The organism is Neorhizobium sp. USDA 3394, from assembly GCF_056280385.1.
In genome coordinates this window covers 71,397-86,733 of the sequence record NZ_JBWCDU010000001.1, presented here as the reverse complement: position 1 = coordinate 86,733, position 15,337 = coordinate 71,397, and the positions used below count along the sequence as shown (strand labels likewise).

Annotated in this window: 13 protein-coding genes; 7 read left to right on the top strand and 6 right to left on the bottom strand. The window is 63.1% G+C overall.

Features of this window, described 5'->3' with window-relative positions; translation table 11 throughout:
- Positions 1-121: 121 nt before the first annotated feature.
- Both ACZ9EJ_RS00385 and ACZ9EJ_RS00380 read right to left on the bottom strand, forming a co-directional pair.
- Positions 122-1,696, bottom strand: coding sequence for a hydantoinase/oxoprolinase N-terminal domain-containing protein (locus ACZ9EJ_RS00385; protein ID WP_046641667.1), 1,575 nt, complete (start codon positions 1,694-1,696; stop codon positions 122-124).
- Positions 1,693-2,772 (bottom strand): DUF917 domain-containing protein, encoded by a 1,080-nt coding sequence (locus ACZ9EJ_RS00380; RefSeq protein ID WP_046611245.1) that lies wholly within the window; start codon positions 2,770-2,772, stop codon positions 1,693-1,695. The genes ACZ9EJ_RS00385 and ACZ9EJ_RS00380 overlap by 4 nt, the downstream gene beginning before the upstream one ends.
- A gap of 145 nt (positions 2,773-2,917) precedes the next feature.
- Here ACZ9EJ_RS00380 and ACZ9EJ_RS00375 point away from each other — a divergent pair, with 145 nt between their 5' ends.
- The 7 genes from ACZ9EJ_RS00375 to ACZ9EJ_RS00345 all read left to right on the top strand — a co-directional run bounded on the left by ACZ9EJ_RS00375 (position 2,918) and on the right by ACZ9EJ_RS00345 (position 11,230).
- Positions 2,918-3,874 carry an AroM family protein gene (locus ACZ9EJ_RS00375; protein ID WP_080952335.1) on the top strand — a complete coding sequence of 319 codons (957 nt, stop codon included), beginning with the start codon at positions 2,918-2,920 and terminating at the stop codon, positions 3,872-3,874.
- 175 nt (positions 3,875-4,049) lie between these two features.
- A complete protein-coding gene (locus tag ACZ9EJ_RS00370) occupies positions 4,050-4,730 on the top strand; it encodes an AroM family protein (protein ID WP_046641668.1) in 681 nt (226 codons plus the stop codon).
- Between the two features lie 33 nt (positions 4,731-4,763).
- Positions 4,764-6,356: an ABC transporter substrate-binding protein gene (locus ACZ9EJ_RS00365; protein ID WP_046641669.1), complete on the top strand. Its 1,593-nt coding sequence runs from the start codon at positions 4,764-4,766 to the stop codon at positions 6,354-6,356.
- Between the two features lie 107 nt (positions 6,357-6,463).
- Positions 6,464-7,471: an ABC transporter permease gene (locus ACZ9EJ_RS00360; RefSeq protein ID WP_046624522.1), complete on the top strand. Its 1,008-nt coding sequence runs from the start codon at positions 6,464-6,466 to the stop codon at positions 7,469-7,471.
- Positions 7,471-8,382, top strand: a complete 912-nt coding sequence (locus tag ACZ9EJ_RS00355; RefSeq protein WP_046641670.1) for an ABC transporter permease — start codon at positions 7,471-7,473, stop codon at positions 8,380-8,382. Before ACZ9EJ_RS00360 ends, ACZ9EJ_RS00355 begins: the two co-directional genes overlap by 1 nt.
- A complete protein-coding gene (locus ACZ9EJ_RS00350) occupies positions 8,379-10,043 on the top strand; it encodes an ABC transporter ATP-binding protein (protein ID WP_046641671.1) in 1,665 nt (554 codons plus the stop codon). Before ACZ9EJ_RS00355 ends, ACZ9EJ_RS00350 begins: the two co-directional genes overlap by 4 nt.
- A 104-nt stretch (positions 10,044-10,147) precedes the next feature.
- Positions 10,148-11,230, top strand: coding sequence for an extracellular catalytic domain type 1 short-chain-length polyhydroxyalkanoate depolymerase (locus ACZ9EJ_RS00345; protein ID WP_046641672.1), 1,083 nt, complete (start codon positions 10,148-10,150; stop codon positions 11,228-11,230).
- A gap of 68 nt (positions 11,231-11,298) precedes the next feature.
- Here the strand turns inward: ACZ9EJ_RS00345 and ACZ9EJ_RS00340 are convergent, their stop codons facing one another.
- From ACZ9EJ_RS00340 to ACZ9EJ_RS00325, 4 genes are all read right to left on the bottom strand, one after another.
- Positions 11,299-11,745 (bottom strand): pseudoazurin, encoded by a 447-nt coding sequence (locus tag ACZ9EJ_RS00340; RefSeq protein WP_046634899.1) that lies wholly within the window; start codon positions 11,743-11,745, stop codon positions 11,299-11,301.
- Between the two features lie 148 nt (positions 11,746-11,893).
- Positions 11,894-12,799 carry an SUMF1/EgtB/PvdO family nonheme iron enzyme gene (locus ACZ9EJ_RS00335; RefSeq protein WP_046641673.1) on the bottom strand — a complete coding sequence of 302 codons (906 nt, stop codon included), beginning with the start codon at positions 12,797-12,799 and terminating at the stop codon, positions 11,894-11,896.
- Between the two features lie 85 nt (positions 12,800-12,884).
- Positions 12,885-14,018, bottom strand: coding sequence for a copper-containing nitrite reductase (gene nirK / locus ACZ9EJ_RS00330; RefSeq protein ID WP_046641674.1), 1,134 nt, complete (start codon positions 14,016-14,018; stop codon positions 12,885-12,887).
- Positions 14,019-14,255: 237 nt separating this feature from the next.
- Positions 14,256-15,335: a mandelate racemase/muconate lactonizing enzyme family protein gene (locus tag ACZ9EJ_RS00325; RefSeq protein ID WP_046641675.1), complete on the bottom strand. Its 1,080-nt coding sequence runs from the start codon at positions 15,333-15,335 to the stop codon at positions 14,256-14,258.
- Between the last annotated feature and the right edge of the window lie 2 nt (positions 15,336-15,337).

Sequence of the window (15,337 nt, the reverse complement as noted above, 5' to 3'; positions counted from 1 at the left end):
CAGCGTGGACACGTCACCGCGATCGATGCCGAGATCTACAAGATGTCCGGTAGCCCAAAATAAAATCGGCGGACTGGCAACAAGCCAGCCCGCCGATTCTCCCTGGGAGGAGAGTTGGGGTTCAGCGCAAGGCCCCGGCCACGCGCTTCTGTTCGTCCTTCATGAAGGCGATGTCGCCGACGACGCGGACGCGCACCCGCCGGGAGTCACCCGGCAGATAGGCGATCGGGATATCCTCGGTGTCGAGCGTCACGATCGTATCGGCGCTGGCGCCCGCTTCGACGGCGCGGGCGCGGGCAATGCGCTCGGCCTCGGCAATCGCCTTTTCGCGCGACATGCCGGAAAACACCTGGTCGACTTCGCCGGAAACCTGCGCCATCGCAGCACCGAGCGCGTTCGCGACGCCGGCATGTTCGACGCGCAGCACTTCGCTCGCCCCTTTGAGCTTTTCCGGGATCAGGAAGGCACCACCGCCGACAGCGATCAGCTGCACGCCCTCGGCCGAAGTCTTCATCCGGTCAACGCCGTCTTCCACCATCGCCTCGACGCGTTTCAGGAGGTCGGCAACCAGCGCCTTGTCGAGATGCTTGACCCGGTCGCGGTCGCCGATCTCGACGAGGCCGGCGGCGACTGCCACGTCCGTCGTCGTCAGCGTATCGCCACCGAAGACCAGCGCCTTTTCGGTGATCCGGTAACCGACCGAACGCGGACCGATCTTGCGGGTTTCCGGATCGATGATCGTGCCGCCCCCAAGCGCCATCGGCAGCAGGTCCGGCATGCGGAAGAGCGTGCGCACGCCGCCGACTTCGACGACATTGTTCGCCTCGCGCGGAAAGCCGCCGACCAGGCAGCCGACATCCGAGGTCGTGCCGCCGACGTCGATAACCATGGCCTCCTTGAGACCGGTCAGGAACGCAGCGCCGCGCATCGAATTGGTCGGGCCGGACGCAAAGCTGTAGACCGGGTTGGCGGCGGCGACATCCGCCAGCACCACCGTGCCGTCGTTCTGGGTCAGGTAGAACGGCGCTTCAATGCCGGCCTGTTTCAGCGCATCCTTGAAAGCATCGATCGTCTTGCGGCCGAGACCCTGCAGCGCAGCGTTCAGAAGCGTGACGTTCTCACGTTCCAGAAGGCCGATGCGGCCGAGCGTATGGGACAGCGTGATGCGCGCATTCGGGATGATCGAGCGAACGATCTCCGCCGCTTCCAGCTCGCATTCCGCCGTCAGCGGCGAAAAGAGCGCCGTGATGCCGATCGAATCGACACCCGCATCGCGGATCTTCATCGCCGCGTCGCGGATTTCATCCTTTGCAAGCGGCACCAGCGGTCGGCCGTCGTATTCATGGCCGCCATGCACCATGAAGGAGAGCGGATCGACGGCATCGCGCAGCTCGTCCGGCCAGTCGACCATCGGCGGCAGCGAGGCGCCGGCCGGCATGGCGATGCGGATCGCCGCGACGCGATCGAGACGGGCACGCTCGACCACCGCATTGGTGAAATGCGTCGTGCCGATCATCACCGCATCGACCGGTGCCGAACCCGGTGCCTGCGAGGCGACCACATGGCCGATCGCATTGACCACGCCCTGCATCACGTCCGACGTGGTGGGAAACTTGATGGCCGAGAGAACCTTCTCGCCATCGATGAGCACGGCATCCGTATTGGTGCCGCCGACGTCAATTCCGATCCGCTTCATGCTGCAAACACCGATTTGAAATCCAGGTCATATCCGAAGGCGCGCGGGCCGACATGTTCGAGGCCCTTGGCGCTGGTCAACACTTCCGGGGCCGGAAGGGCCACGACAGTGACGCGCTGGCCGTACCGCACCGTCTCGGTGCCGATCGCCTCTCCCGAGACGGTATCGAGCAGGCAGATCAGGTCCGGCGTCATGGCGATCGGCTGGCCGTCGCGGAAAGCGACCGCCCATTCGTTCTGGAAGGCGAGCTCGACCTTCGAGCCGCGATCACCGTCGAGACCTTCGATCATCGCCGAGCCGCGCAGGAAGCCGCCGGTCGTGGTGCGGTCGACATCGGCGATCTTGCCCTTGAACAGCACCTTGCCACCTTCATGGGCGAGCACGGCTTCGACCGGATCCGTATGGGCGGCGCGGGCTTCGAGCACGGCGCGGCCGAGGCTGACCGCCTTGGTGACCGTGTAGAGCACGCCCCAGTCCTTGACTTCCCGGCCGGTACGCGGCGCCTTGCAGGTCGCCGCCGTCGAGCCGACTTCGGTGCAGATCTTGCGGGAAATCCGCTCCATCCACTTCCAGGAGGCAGCCTTGGCGACGATCGCCTCGTTGTCGCGGCAATCGACCAGCGTCAGCGGATACATCGGCAGGTCGCCGATCGCAAAGCTCGTCATCTGCGCTTCCGGATAGGCGCGGCCCATCGCGTCCGCATCGACGACCGGAATGTCCAGCATGGCGCCGGCGAGGAACGGCGACAGCGCATTGCCGCCGCCGATCTCGACGCTCATCACGGCGCGGAACTTGCGGCCGGTATACTCTTCCATCAGCTGCATGGCCCGGGCGAGATGCGCGGGGTCGACGAGGCGCTCCTGGCCGACCAGCGGCGCACCCATCTTGGAGACGACCGCGACGGCATCGCCGTCGTCGAGCGCCTGGGGATCGATCAGCTTGACGCGCTTGCCGTCCTTGTAGAGCTTTTTCAGGTTGAGCTGCGCCAGATAGGGGCTGCCACCGCCGCCGGTGCCGAGAATCCAGGCGCCTACGGCAAGCGGGTCGATCTCGCCCGCTTCGAAATCACGGATCATGTTTACCTCCGAAGAATGTGCTAGAACCTAGCCATGAGTGACGAAGGATGCCTATAGGGGACTGCCCCTAGAATGAGCTTGCCTTGATTTTAGGCATGCCCGGCGCCATCATGATTTGACGATCGAAAGGAACGATTCCCTGCACATGTCGAAGAGCCCATATGCGCTGGCCCCGACCTCGCCGGAAGGTGCGGAACCGCACCACCGGGTGATGTTTCTGAGCGTCGGCCAGACGCCGCGTGCCGATCTCATCGGGGACATGCTGACCAATCTCGACGTGCCGATCGAAGCGCTCGAAATCGGCGCGCTGGACGGGCTTTCCAAGGCAGAAATCGACGATCTGAAAGTGCGACCGGGCGAACAGAGCATCGTCACCCGGCTTGCCGACAATACCGATATCGTCGTGTCCAAGCCGCGGATTGCCGAGCGCATGGCAAAGATCGCCGCCGCTTTCCAGCCCAATGAATTCGATCTGGTCGTCATCCTCTCGACCGGCCTGTTTCGCGATTTCGAAAGCACCTGCCCGACAGTCAACGCCCAGCGGGCCATGGAATCCGCGGTGATTTCGCTCGCCGCGCACGGCTCTTCCGTCGGCCTCATCCAGCCGCTGCAGCAGCAGATAGCCGAACTCGATATCCCGGCGCTGGCGCCCTACAAGATCTGCGCCAGCTACGCCGCCGACGGAGACCGCAAGCTGCTGGCCGGCGCGCTCGTCGATCTCGCCGATGCGGAAATCATCGTCCTCAATTCGGTGAGTTTCACCGAGGCCGACCGGCAGATGGTGGCGAAGGCCAGCGGCAAGCCCGTCGTTCTCGCCCGCCGCATCGTCGCAAGCGCCATCCGGCTTCTCCTGCATCGTTCGCAGCCCGTGACCCTGCCGGGCGTTTCGCCGGAATTTGCCGAAAAGCTCCTGCGCCTGACGCCACGCGAGCGGCAGGTGCTGTCATTGGTGGCCGAAGGCCTGTCCAACAAGGCGATCGCCCGCCAGCTCGGCATCAGCCCGAAGACGGTCGAGATCCACCGCTCCAACGTCATGAGCAAGATGGAAGTCACCTCGTCCAATGCGCTCATCCGCATGGTTATCTCCGCCGGCCATCCCTGATCGAAAATAAGTGGCTTCGCGCAAGAAAATTGCGCCAAAAGACCTGTTTGCCTAAAAATTGGTCGCCATGAGCATGTCAGAATCATGTCGTTCTAGGGGCATTACCCTATAGTGAAGCCGCGCTTCCGAGCGTTAGGCTCCGTTCCCATAATGCCATGCAGGGAACGATGAGAGCATGCCTTCCACATCCAAGATCGCCTTCGTGACCATCGGCCAGACGCCGCGTATCGACGTCGTTCCGGAAATGATGGCGGAGATCGGCATCGGCCTGCCGGAGGGTCGCGTCGGGTTCCGTGAATTCGGCGTACTCGACGGCATGGGCCCGGCCGAGCTGGACGCGATGCGCGCCGTGGATGGCGAACATTCCTTCGCGACACGTCTCAAGAGCGGCGAGGAGATCGTCACCTCCAAGGCCCGTACCGAAGAGAAGCTCAACGTCCTCTTGAAGACGATAGACGCGCAAGGCTTCGACCTCGTCGTTCTCCTCTGCACCGGCACCACGATCGATCCGCTCGAAAACACACTGGTCGTCGAAGCCCAGCGGATCGTCGATTCGACCGTCGAGGCGCTCGCCGCCTCCTCCCGCAAGCTCGGCGTCATCCTGCCGCTCGAACGGCAGGTGAAGGATTTCGCCGATCGCCATGTCTTCAGCGGCGAGCCCAAATTCGTGGCCGCCTCGCCCTATGCCGGCGACGATATCGGCGAACGGGCGAAGACGCTCGAAGGCTGCGACCTTATAGTCATGCATTGCATGGGTTATTCCGCCGGAATGCTGGACGAGGTCCGCCGCGCCGTCGATGCCCCGGTTCTTTTGTCGCGCCGCGTCGTCGCGGGCGTCGTCCGCCAGATGATCTGACTACCGAGCCACATTAAAAACAGAGGGAACCACATGTTCGGAAAAATCCTGAAAAACGTCGCGATCGCGGGGCTGCTCGCCTCCTCGATCCTCACCGCGCCCGCCGGCGCCTTCGAGCGTACCGACAAGGGCAATGTCATCGTCTTTGGCGGCCGGCAGGCCATCCCTGTCCTCGATCCGCACATCCGCTACGACTGGTCGACACGCATGATCCAGCAGTCGGTCTACGATGCGCTGGTCAAGTACGAGGGCAACCCGGCCGAGATCAAGCCATGGCTCGCCGAGAAGTGGGAAACGAGCGCCGACGGCAAGAGCTGGACCTTCCACCTCGCCAAGAACGCCAAGTTCCACAACGGCGATCCGGTGACCGCCGAAGCCGTGCGCTACTCCTTCGAGCGCGGCCTGAAGCTCAACAAGGGCGTCGCCTGGATGCTCAAGGACTTCCTGGCGCCGGAAAACATCGTCGCCGTCGATGCCAACACCGTCCGCTTCGACCTCAGGGCGCCCTACGCACCTTTCCTGTCCTTCCTGCCCTGGTGGTTCGTCGTCAACCCGGCTGAGGTGAAGGCGCACGAGGTGGATGGCGACTACGGCCAGAAGTGGCTGACCGACCATGCCGCCGGCTCCGGTCCGTTCAAGCTCGGCCGCTGGGAACCGAACGTCCTTTATGAGATCGAAGCCAATGCTGGCTACTGGAAGGGCTGGCCGCAGGGCGAGAAGAACCGCCCGGCCGGCGTCATCTACAAGATTATCCGCGAACCGGCCGCCCAGAAGGCCGCCCTGCAGCGCGGCGAAGCCGACATTGTCGAAGGTCTGACGCCGGACGACTATATCCAGATCAAGCGTGTGCCAGGCGTGGTCATCCAGGATCACAAGGGCATGACCACTTTCGGGATCAAGTTCAACACCCAGAAGGGCCCGACCGCCGACATCAACCTGCGCAAGGCGATCGCCTATGCGCTTGACTACGATGCGCTGATCCAGATCTATAACGGCGCCGCCTCGCTCGAGACCAGCCCCCTGCCGGACGCCATGAAGGGCCATGTCGCCGTTCCGGGCATGCCGCGCAAGGATCTTGCCAAGGCCAAGGAATACCTCGCCAAATCGGCCTATCCGAACGGCGGCATCACCCTGCCTTACGTCCATGTCGCGGGCCTCGAAGAAGCCCGCCGCATCGGCCTCGTCCTGCTCGACAACCTCAAGGAACTCGGCATCACCGTCGAGGTCAAGCCGGAACAGTGGCCGAACATGGTCGCCGCCGGTTCCAAGGTCGAGACCTCGCCGGCCATGACCTCGGTCTTCACCACGCCGGTTTCGACCGACCCGGACGCCGTCGCCTACCAGTATCACAAGGCGAGCTGGGGCCAGTATTACGCGATGATGTTCTACGACAATCCGAAGGTCTCGGAGATGATCGACCAGGCCCGCGCCGCCACCAACTGGGATGACCGCGCCAAGCTTTATGCGGACATCCAGAAGCAGATCGTCGCCGACCAGCCGGAAGTCTTCGGCATGCTGCAGAACCGCCGTTGGGCGCATCGCGACTATCTGCAGGGCTTCAAGTTCAGCCCGGTCCGCTTCACCGGCGAAGTCGACCTCTACCCGATGTGGGTGAAGGCCGAATAGAAACTGGCTTGCGTCCCCTCTTGCAGCCAGCATGATGCGCATGGCCAGGCCATCCCAACCGGCCGGGCCATGCGCAGTTTTTTAGAAGATAGCCACCGGAGAAGACGATGTTGGCATTCGCCTTCCGCAAAGTGCTGACGCTGGTCGGAACCATGATCGGCATTGCGGCACTGACCTTCGTCATCACCAATGTCGCGCCGGGCGATCCGGCCCGTTTGGTCGCCGGCCCCAATGCGACCGAGGACATGGTGACGACGATCCGCACCGAATACGGTCTCGACAAGTCGCTGCCCGAGCAGTTCGTCGTCTATATGGGTGATCTCGTGACCGGCGATCTCGGCCAGTCGATCGTCACCACGAGGCCGGTGCTGGAAGAAGTGCTGCGTTATGCGCCGGCAACCCTGGAACTGGTCTTCGTCGCCATGGCGCTCGGCATCATCGTCGGCGTACCGATGGGCATGCTGTCGGCCGTCTACAAGGACGGCCCGATCGACCATGCCACCCGCATCTTCTCGATCTCGGGGGTCGCACTGCCGGCCTTCTGGTTCGGCATCATCCTGCAACTGACATTTGCGGTCGACCTCGGCTGGCTGCCGGTGTCCGGCCGGCTGCCGCTGGTCACCCGCCCGCCGGAAACGGTCACCGGCCTGCTCCTCGTCGACAGCCTGCTCGCCGGCCGGCTGGATACGTTCTGGACCTCGCTGCGGCACATCATCCTTCCGGCGATCGTGCTGTCCTTCCCCTGCCTCGCCTCGATCCTGCGCGTCAACCGCGCCGAGATGATCGAAGTGCTGCAGTCGGACTACATCGTCGCGGCACGCGCCCACGGCATCGCCTCCTTCCGCATCGTCGCCATCTACGCGCTGAAGAACGCGCTGCTGCCGACGCTTGCGATGATCGGCCTGCGTTTCGGCTGGATGCTCGGCTCCACCGTGCTCGTCGAGACCGTCTTCGACTGGCCGGGCATCGGCCTTTATGCCGTCTCGTCCGCGCTTTCATCGGATTTCAAGCCCGTCATCGGCGTCACGCTGGTGATCGGCTTCTTCTTCATCGTCGCCAACACCCTCGTCGATCTCGCCTATGCGTGGATCGATCCCCGCCTCAGGAGCGCCTGATGACGACGCCCGTGGAACTCTCCCGGCCCCTCACCTTCCGCGAACGGCATGAAAGCAAGATCCGCCAGTGGCGGCTCTATGCCCACATGTTCGGCAAGAGCTTCTCCTCCATGCTCGGCCTCGGCCTGGTCGTGATCTTCCTGTTGCTCGCAGCCTTTGGGCCATGGCTGGCGCCCTATCCGGAAGATACGGTCGGCGCCTTCAACATGGCCAACAAGCTGATGGGCCCGAGCGCCGCCCACTGGTTCGGCACCGACGAAATGGGCAGCGACATCCTTTCGCGCGTCATCATCGGCGCCCGCACCTCGCTCTGGATCGGCCTGATCATCACCGGCGTCGGCGCCATCATCGGCGTGCCGCTCGGCATCATCGCCGGGTATCGCGGCGGCTGGGTGCGTGCCGTGATCATGCGCATCACGGAACTCTTCCTCGCCGTGCCGGGCCTGGCTCTCGCGCTCGCCATCGTTGCTGCCCTCGGCCCCGGCATCACCAATTGCGTGCTCGCCTTGTCGCTCGTCTGGTGGCCGGGTTATGTGCGGCTGGTGGAGGCGAAGACACTTTCCGTCAAGGAAGAGCTGTTCGTGGAATCGGCCCGCTCGATCGGCGCCAGGACGCCCTGGATCCTCTGGCATCATATCCTGCCGAACTGCATGTCGCCGATCATCGTCAAGATGAGCATGGACATGGGCATGGCGATCCTGTCCGCCGCCAGCCTCGGTTTCATCGGGCTGGGCGCCCAGCCGCCGGCACCCGAATGGGGCGCGATGATCTCGGTCGCCCGCACCTACATGCCGGACTGGTGGTGGTACTCGCTCTTCCCGGGTGCCGCGATCTTCCTGACCGTGCTCGGCTTCAACCTTCTGGGCGATGGCCTGCGCGATATTCTCGATCCCCGGAGCCGCGACCGATGACCGGACCTCTTCTCGACATCCAGAACTACCGGCTCGACATCGGCACGTTCGACGGCCCGGTGCATGTGCTGAAGGACATCAACCTGACCGTCAACCGCGGCGATACACTCGGCATCGTCGGCGAAAGCGGCTCCGGCAAGACCGTGCTGGTGCGCTCAGTGCTCGGCATCGGACCGAAGGCCTCGAAAGTCGTCGAAGGCACCATCGCCTTCGACGGGCAGGACATCACCGCGCTCCCCGAAAAGGACTGGACGAAGATCCGCGGCATCCGCATCTCGATGATCTTCCAGGATCCGATGACCTATCTGAACCCGCTTTTCACCATCGGGCAGCAGATTTCCGACGTCATCGCCGCTCATGAAAAGGCTGCCGGCCACGGCGTTTCCTCCAAGGCCGCCCGCCGCGCCCGCACCGAGGACCTGCTCGACCAGGTCGGCCTTCCCAACCCGGCCATGTTGTTCGACCAGTATCCGCACCAGCTTTCCGGCGGCATGCGCCAGCGGGTGCTGATCGCCATGGCGCTGTCCGGAAAGCCGGACCTGCTGATCGCCGACGAGCCGACGACCGCTCTCGACGTGACGGTCCAGGCACAGGTGCTCGACCTGATCAATTCGCTGGTCGAAAAACTCAACCTCACCGTCATCATGATCAGCCACGATATCGGCGCCATCGCCACGATCGCGAAGCGCTGCGCGGTCATGTACAAGGGCGAGATCGTCGAGCAGGGCCTGACGGCGGATATCCTCAGCGCCCCCAAGCACGAATATACCAGGCGCCTGCTCGCCGCCGTGCCGGATATCGATACCGCCGCGGCGAAGGTTGCCGCCGAACCGGCGGTCGGTGCCTCCCCGAAACCCGGCGTGCTTCTGGAAGCGATCGGCCTCAGAAAGGTCTATCGCAGCCAGTCCGGCACCGAGGTGACGGCGGTCGACAGTATCAACCTCTCCGTCGCGACCGGCGAAATCTTCGGTGTGGTCGGCGAATCCGGTTCCGGCAAGTCGACGCTGGCGCGCATGCTGCTGCGGCTGATCGAGCCGACCTCCGGTGACATCATCTTTGACGGCCGGAACATTTCCGGCCTGACCGGCGAACCCCTGCGGTTGATGCGTCGGCATATGCAGTTCGTCTTCCAGAATCCCCATTCGGCGCTCAACGGCCGCCACACGATCGGCGACGCGATCGGCGAACCCCTGCGCATCCAGACGAACATGAGCCGCCGCGACATCGAAGTGCGCGTCGAGGCGCTGCTCGACATCGTCCAGCTGCCGAAGATGTTCAAATACCGCTATCCGCACGAACTCTCCGGCGGCCAGAAGCAGCGCATCTGCATCGCCCGCGCCATCGCCCTCAATCCGCGTCTGCTGATCCTCGACGAGCCGACGTCGGCGCTCGACATCTCGGTACAGGCCCAGGTGCTCGACTTCCTGCAGGAACTGCGCGCCGAACTCGACCTCACCTATGTCTTCATCTCGCACAACCTCGCCGTGATCCGCCAGATCTGCGACCGGACAATCGTGATGAAACGCGGCGTGATCGTCGAGCAGGGGGAAACCGAGCGCCTCTTCCTCTCTCCGCAGCACGAATACACCAGGGCGCTGATCGAAAGCGGACGCAAAACCTCGCGGGCGGCGAACCTTTCCGCTTCTGTCGGCTCACAATGAAACATACCCGGCGAAAAAATAATTGTGCAGTGCAGCAACGTTACCCATATAGGGAACGTTGTCGCTGATCACTGCCATCCCGGCAATGATTGCCAGGAGCCAATATGAGATCGTTGTCGGATACGCTGGAGCGGCTTGCCCGCTTGAAATCACTGGGTCGCGAGCACACCGACACACCCAGCCACCTGGAGGAACTGAGCAGTTTCGGATCCAATCCCGGAGCGCTGGCCGGCAGGGTATACGTCCCCTCCCTGCTTCCCAAAAATCCTGCCCTCGTCGTCGTTCTTCACGGATGCACCCAGACCGCCTCCGGTTATGATCACGGCGCCGGATGGTCGAAGCTCGCCGAACGCCACGGCTTCGTGGTTCTCCTGCCCGAGCAGGTGCGGGCCAACAACGGCAATCTGTGCTTCAACTGGTTCCTGCCGGGCGACACGCGCCGCGGCCAGGGCGAAGCACACTCGATCCGCCAGATGATCGACGCCGCGGTCTCCCGCCACGGGATCGACACTTCGCGCATCCATGTGAGCGGGTTGTCCGCGGGTGGCGGGATGGCCAACGTCATGCTCGCCACATATCCTGAGATATTCGCAGGCGGCGCGATCATCGCGGGCCTGCCCTACGGCGTAGCCGCCACGGTTCCCGAAGCCTTCGACCGGATGCGCGGGCACGGCCTGCCGCCACCCTCGGCGCTTCAGTCGCGGCTGAGAGCCGCTTCCACCCATCAGGGACCTTGGCCGACCATTTCGGTATGGCAGGGCACCCAGGACAATACGGTTGCAGAAGCAAATGCTCAGGCGATCATCGACCAGTGGCGGGCCGTTCACAACGTCGGCTCACGACCGGACCTGAAGGAAAAGGTCGACGGCCAGTCGAAAACCGTCTGGAAGGACGACCGCGGCCGGCCGGCGATCGAATATTACAGCATTGCCGGAATGGGCCACGGAACGCCTGTCGACCCCGCACTCGGCTACGAGAACGCTGCGCCTTACCTGCTGGATGTCGGCATATCCTCGACGCTTCATTCGGCAAAAAGCTGGGGCCTGCTTCGCGAAGGCGTCGAGCCGCTGCAGGCGAAGAGCGACGGCACCCAGCGGGCATCCGTTTCTTCTCAAAAGGCAAAAGAGCCCGAAGGTATCCAGCAGATCATCGAGAATGCGCTTCGCATGGCCGGCCTGATGCGCTGATATGGCCGGGAAAATAGGCGCGGCGGCGGCCAGGGGGAGAGGGAATGGCCGCCGCCGGGCGCTTCGGCTTAAACGCCGGAAGCAGCAATATCCGCGTCGAGACGTTCGCGAGCCTTCTTGGGCAGTTTCGCGGTCTTGATGGCTTCCAGGTTCGCAGGAGCGTTGCCGACAACGATGAGGCCGATCATGCCCATGCCGACATGCGGCGCGCATTTCACGGCATAGGCTCCCTCGACGTCGAACGTGATTTTCACGCTTTCGTTCATCTGGCCCTTGAAAGGCTTTGCGCCTTCCGGGATCAGCCCATCGATGGTTTCGGCGTTGTGAGACTTGTCGGTCGGAACGAAGGTCACGGTATCGCCCTTGGCGACCTTGAGGGAACTCGGCTCGAATACCATCGCGCCGTCCTTGCCCTTGTTGAGCATTTGCACTTGGAAATCCGCAGCCGACGCCACCGTCGCGCATACAGCCGTAGCGATTACCGCTCCGACCAGTGATGCCAAAATCTTCTTCATTTTCTTACTCCTTTTCTCAAAAGCCCTCGGCTTCGTTGGAATTCACACTAGGGCAAAAACGCCGGCGCTCTTTGACCTACGACAACCAGTTTTGAGTTTGCCGCCGCTCGTTTTTGCGTTGGTTTGAGCCCGGACGAGGCGATGACGATCACGTTGTCCAACCCACTTGCCGAAGCGTCTTCAGAAGTGGCGCATACCACCGGCCGGACTTGACCAGGCGGAAGCCCAGATTGTCCGGCGGCGTTCCGACCGCGCAGCCACCGCCTTTCGGATCGCGGACGAAGGAACTCATCGGCGAACGATGCGGACCCACGGTCACGTAGATGCCGCAAATCTCCTCGGAGGCGCGAATGGAACCGGTCACGTAGAGATGGACCCTGCGATGGCAGGTAGCCGTCCATTCCCAGATGTTGCCGCCAAAGTCGGCCAGGCCATATTCGTTTTCCCCGAAACTTCCTGTCGGCCGCGGTACCGGATCGCCTGTCGCCCGCTCGCGCGCTTCGCGCTCGTAGTCGGCGAGCCATCGCAGCGCGGGGTTCTTGCTGTCCTGGTCGAGGCCGAGAGCATCGTCCGGGAACCTCTTGCCCCCGGCCTGAGCCAGTTGTTCGTCGGTCGGCAGGGTCCAGTATTCGCCGGTCATCTCGGAGAGCCAGCGGGCATAGGCCGTGGCGTCGTCGAAGCTCACCCCGGTGGCGGGAACGTCCGGCCTCGATGCCGTCGCCTCAGAGGACTTGCAGGCGCGCGCGGCTACGCACGCCCGGTATTCCGAGACCGTGACATGATTTTTCATGATCGTAAGGCTCGATGCTGCAACCACCGTCTTCATAGGCGGATCGATGGGTGTCGTGCCTTTCAGAAACTCTCCGTCGCTCCTGTAGCGGTAGGTACGCGGAGGAACAACGACCGTTGCCGGCTCATAGACCGCGCCCTGTGGGGGCGCGGGCTTCATGAAGCCCGCCTGGTGGAAGATACCCGCTGCCAGCACGGCGATCAGCGTGATCGGAACCCCGGCATGGAGGAGCGAGAGCTTTGGCCTGTCGTATGTCCATCGCATGTTCGCCTCCCAAGGCGAAATCCAGCTTGCAGGGGATGAAGGCCGGCCGGGGCATGCACATTTCATGCACCCCGGCCTTTTCCGATCAGGTGCCGGTCGGCGCCAGGACCGATGTCATGAGGTCGTCGTTCCAGTCACCGGTAACCTTGAAATGTGCCGCCGCGCCCAGTTCGAAGGCCTCGATCAGGTTGTGGTTAACGTAGGCGTATATGCCGGGCTGCTGGAAGGTGTAGAACGCAGCGCCCGCCGCACCGCCCGGTATGAACCATGTTTCCTGGTCGATCTCCGGAGGATTGGCGAACTTGCCCGTAGCCCAGACATAGTCGCCGTGGCCGCCGATGAGGTGGGGCCGCGTGTCGCGGTTTGCCTGCGAATGGACGATCAGCACCTTCTCGCCAACCGCGGCGGTCATGGCGTCCTGACCCGTCAAGGCACCGACGGCCCCGTTGAAGACGATATGCGTCGGGGTCAGCGTCCGCATCACCTTGAGCGTGTCCTCGTAGGCCTCGCCGACACTATCGTATTTCTTGAACTTGCCGTTCTCGTCGCGCGGCACGTAGAAATCCTGCTCACCCACATAGTAGACCTTGTCGTAGGTCAGCGGTTTCCCGTTGCCGTCCTTGAGACCGTCGCGCGGGAGCACCATGATGGCACCGTTCATGCCCGAGGTAACGTGCCAAGGCACCATTCCGGGAGGTGCGCAGTGGTAGACGAAAACGCCGGCCTTGGTCGCCTTGAACCTGAGAATGGTTTTCTCGCCAGGGTTCACCACCGTCAGCGCTCCGCCGCCCAGGGCGCCGGTGGCCGAGTGGAAGTCGATATTGTGCTGGAGTTCGTTCGTGTCGGGGTTGATGAGGGTGAGCTCGACGTAGTCGTCCTGGTGGACGACCATGAGCGGACCCGGAACCGATCCGTCGAAGGTCATCGCATTGATTTCGGTGCCTTCCTTGTCGAGGACGAGCTTCTTCTCCTCGATGGTCAGCGTAAATTCGACGACCTTCGGTGGGCCATCGGCCTTCTGGGTATGGGCATGGACGAAAGGCGGCTTCAGGAGCTCGACCTTCTCGCGGCGGAGGCGCGAGAGATCGCCCGGCTTCATTTTTGCGGGGGGCGCTTCGTCCGCGTGGGCAAAGGAAGCCTGCAAGACCGGTGCGATCGCGCCGACGAAGGCTGCCCCCGCTAGGATCGAACGTCTGGTCATCTGAATCTTGTCGGTCATGGTTTCTTTCCTTCGGAACAAGGGGCGGAGTAAATCGCCGTCCTCTGGAAATAGAATTTATGTCCAGACCAGCCTCTTCTGTTTGACGTGCAACAAACAGGGCATGGGCATTTGCTTGCGCTTTCGCAAGAAAACGGAAGAATCCGGGCCGGTTACGTGGTTTTATCCTGGTCGCCTCACGACCGCTCTCTTGTGCGGCTGGAAACGGGGCGGCAGCACTGGCGAAAACGAACCCGTCTAAAGAGCGTGGCGGTGTATCGCATCCCGGTCCAAGGACATCCCCCAACCGGGCGCATCCGGAATCCGGGCCGTCCCGTCGATGAGCTTTATCTTCTCTTCGTAGAGCGGCGCGAACCATTCCACGTATTCCAGGGAATGGGCGGTCGGGACATGCGCCAGCAGCTGCAGGCTCATTTCGGGGAAAAGATGCGACGAGACCGGCAGATCGAAGCTTGCCGCCAGTGCGCCAACGCGAGCGAATTCGGTAACGCCGCCAACCCGCTGGAGATCCGGCATGAGTATGGAGGCGGCACCCGTCTCGATCATCCGCCGGAAACCGTAGCGCGTATATTCGTTTTCACCTGATGCTATCGGCATGCGCAGGGCTCTTGCCACCTTGGCCGAATCCTCCAATGCGTGGGCCGGCACCGGCTCCTCGAACCAGGCGATATCGAACGGCGCCAACGCATCGCCGAGCTTGATAGCCGCATCGGCGTCGAGCACCTGGTTGGCATCGATCATCAGACCGATATCGCCGCCGATCGCCGCACGAACGGCCTTCACGCGCGGCAGGTCCACGTCGATCCGCCCCGCAAGCCGAAGCTTCATCGCCTTGAAGCCGGCTGCGACAAACCCTTCCGCCTGCCGAACGAGAGACGGGATGTCCTGGGTCAGCCAGAGGCCGCCGCTTGCATAAGCCGGGATCGTCTCGCGGCACCGCCCCAGCATCCGCGAGATCGAAAGCCCGGCGCGCTTGGCTCTCAGGTCCCACATGGCGCCGTCGATCGCCGAAATGCCCATGATCGAGACGCCTGTGAAGCCGATGAAATTGATGCGCCGCCAGGCATCGGCCCAAAAGGCGCCGGTATCGTCCGGATCGCGCCCGATCACCGCATCCCGCAGCACATGCACCATGCTGTCGAGAAGCTTCAGCTGCTCGGGCCGGATGGTGAAGATCAGGTTCTCGCCGCGCAACCCCTCGTCGGTGACGAGATCGACCACGATACAGGAGAACTGATGAATGGTCGCCGTGGCATTGCCGAGCGGTTCCGCAAGCGGCAGGCTGACAGCGGTGGTGGTGAGATCCGTAATCTTCATGG

Bases quoted from the DNA above. Each gene is read 5' to 3' on its own strand.
- nirK (WP_046641674.1), bottom strand. From the start codon at position 14,018: ATGACCGACAAGATTCAGATGACCAGACGTTCGATCCTAGCGGGGGCA.
- ACZ9EJ_RS00365 (WP_046641669.1), top strand. From the start codon at position 4,764: ATGTTCGGAAAAATCCTGAAAAACGTCGCGATCGCGGGGCTGCTCGCC.
- ACZ9EJ_RS00345 (WP_046641672.1), top strand. From the start codon at position 10,148: ATGAGATCGTTGTCGGATACGCTGGAGCGGCTTGCCCGCTTGAAATCA.
- ACZ9EJ_RS00380 (WP_046611245.1), bottom strand. From the start codon at position 2,772: ATGATCCGTGATTTCGAAGCGGGCGAGATCGACCCGCTTGCCGTAGGC.
- ACZ9EJ_RS00350 (WP_046641671.1), top strand. From the start codon at position 8,379: ATGACCGGACCTCTTCTCGACATCCAGAACTACCGGCTCGACATCGGC.
- ACZ9EJ_RS00360 (WP_046624522.1), top strand. From the start codon at position 6,464: ATGTTGGCATTCGCCTTCCGCAAAGTGCTGACGCTGGTCGGAACCATG.
- ACZ9EJ_RS00370 (WP_046641668.1), top strand. From the start codon at position 4,050: ATGCCTTCCACATCCAAGATCGCCTTCGTGACCATCGGCCAGACGCCG.
- ACZ9EJ_RS00385 (WP_046641667.1), bottom strand. From the start codon at position 1,696: ATGAAGCGGATCGGAATTGACGTCGGCGGCACCAATACGGATGCCGTG.
- ACZ9EJ_RS00325 (WP_046641675.1), bottom strand. From the start codon at position 15,335: ATGAAGATTACGGATCTCACCACCACCGCTGTCAGCCTGCCGCTTGCG.
- ACZ9EJ_RS00355 (WP_046641670.1), top strand. From the start codon at position 7,471: ATGACGACGCCCGTGGAACTCTCCCGGCCCCTCACCTTCCGCGAACGG.
- ACZ9EJ_RS00340 (WP_046634899.1), bottom strand. From the start codon at position 11,745: ATGAAGAAGATTTTGGCATCACTGGTCGGAGCGGTAATCGCTACGGCT.
- ACZ9EJ_RS00375 (WP_080952335.1), top strand. From the start codon at position 2,918: ATGTCGAAGAGCCCATATGCGCTGGCCCCGACCTCGCCGGAAGGTGCG.
- ACZ9EJ_RS00335 (WP_046641673.1), bottom strand. From the start codon at position 12,799: ATGCGATGGACATACGACAGGCCAAAGCTCTCGCTCCTCCATGCCGGG.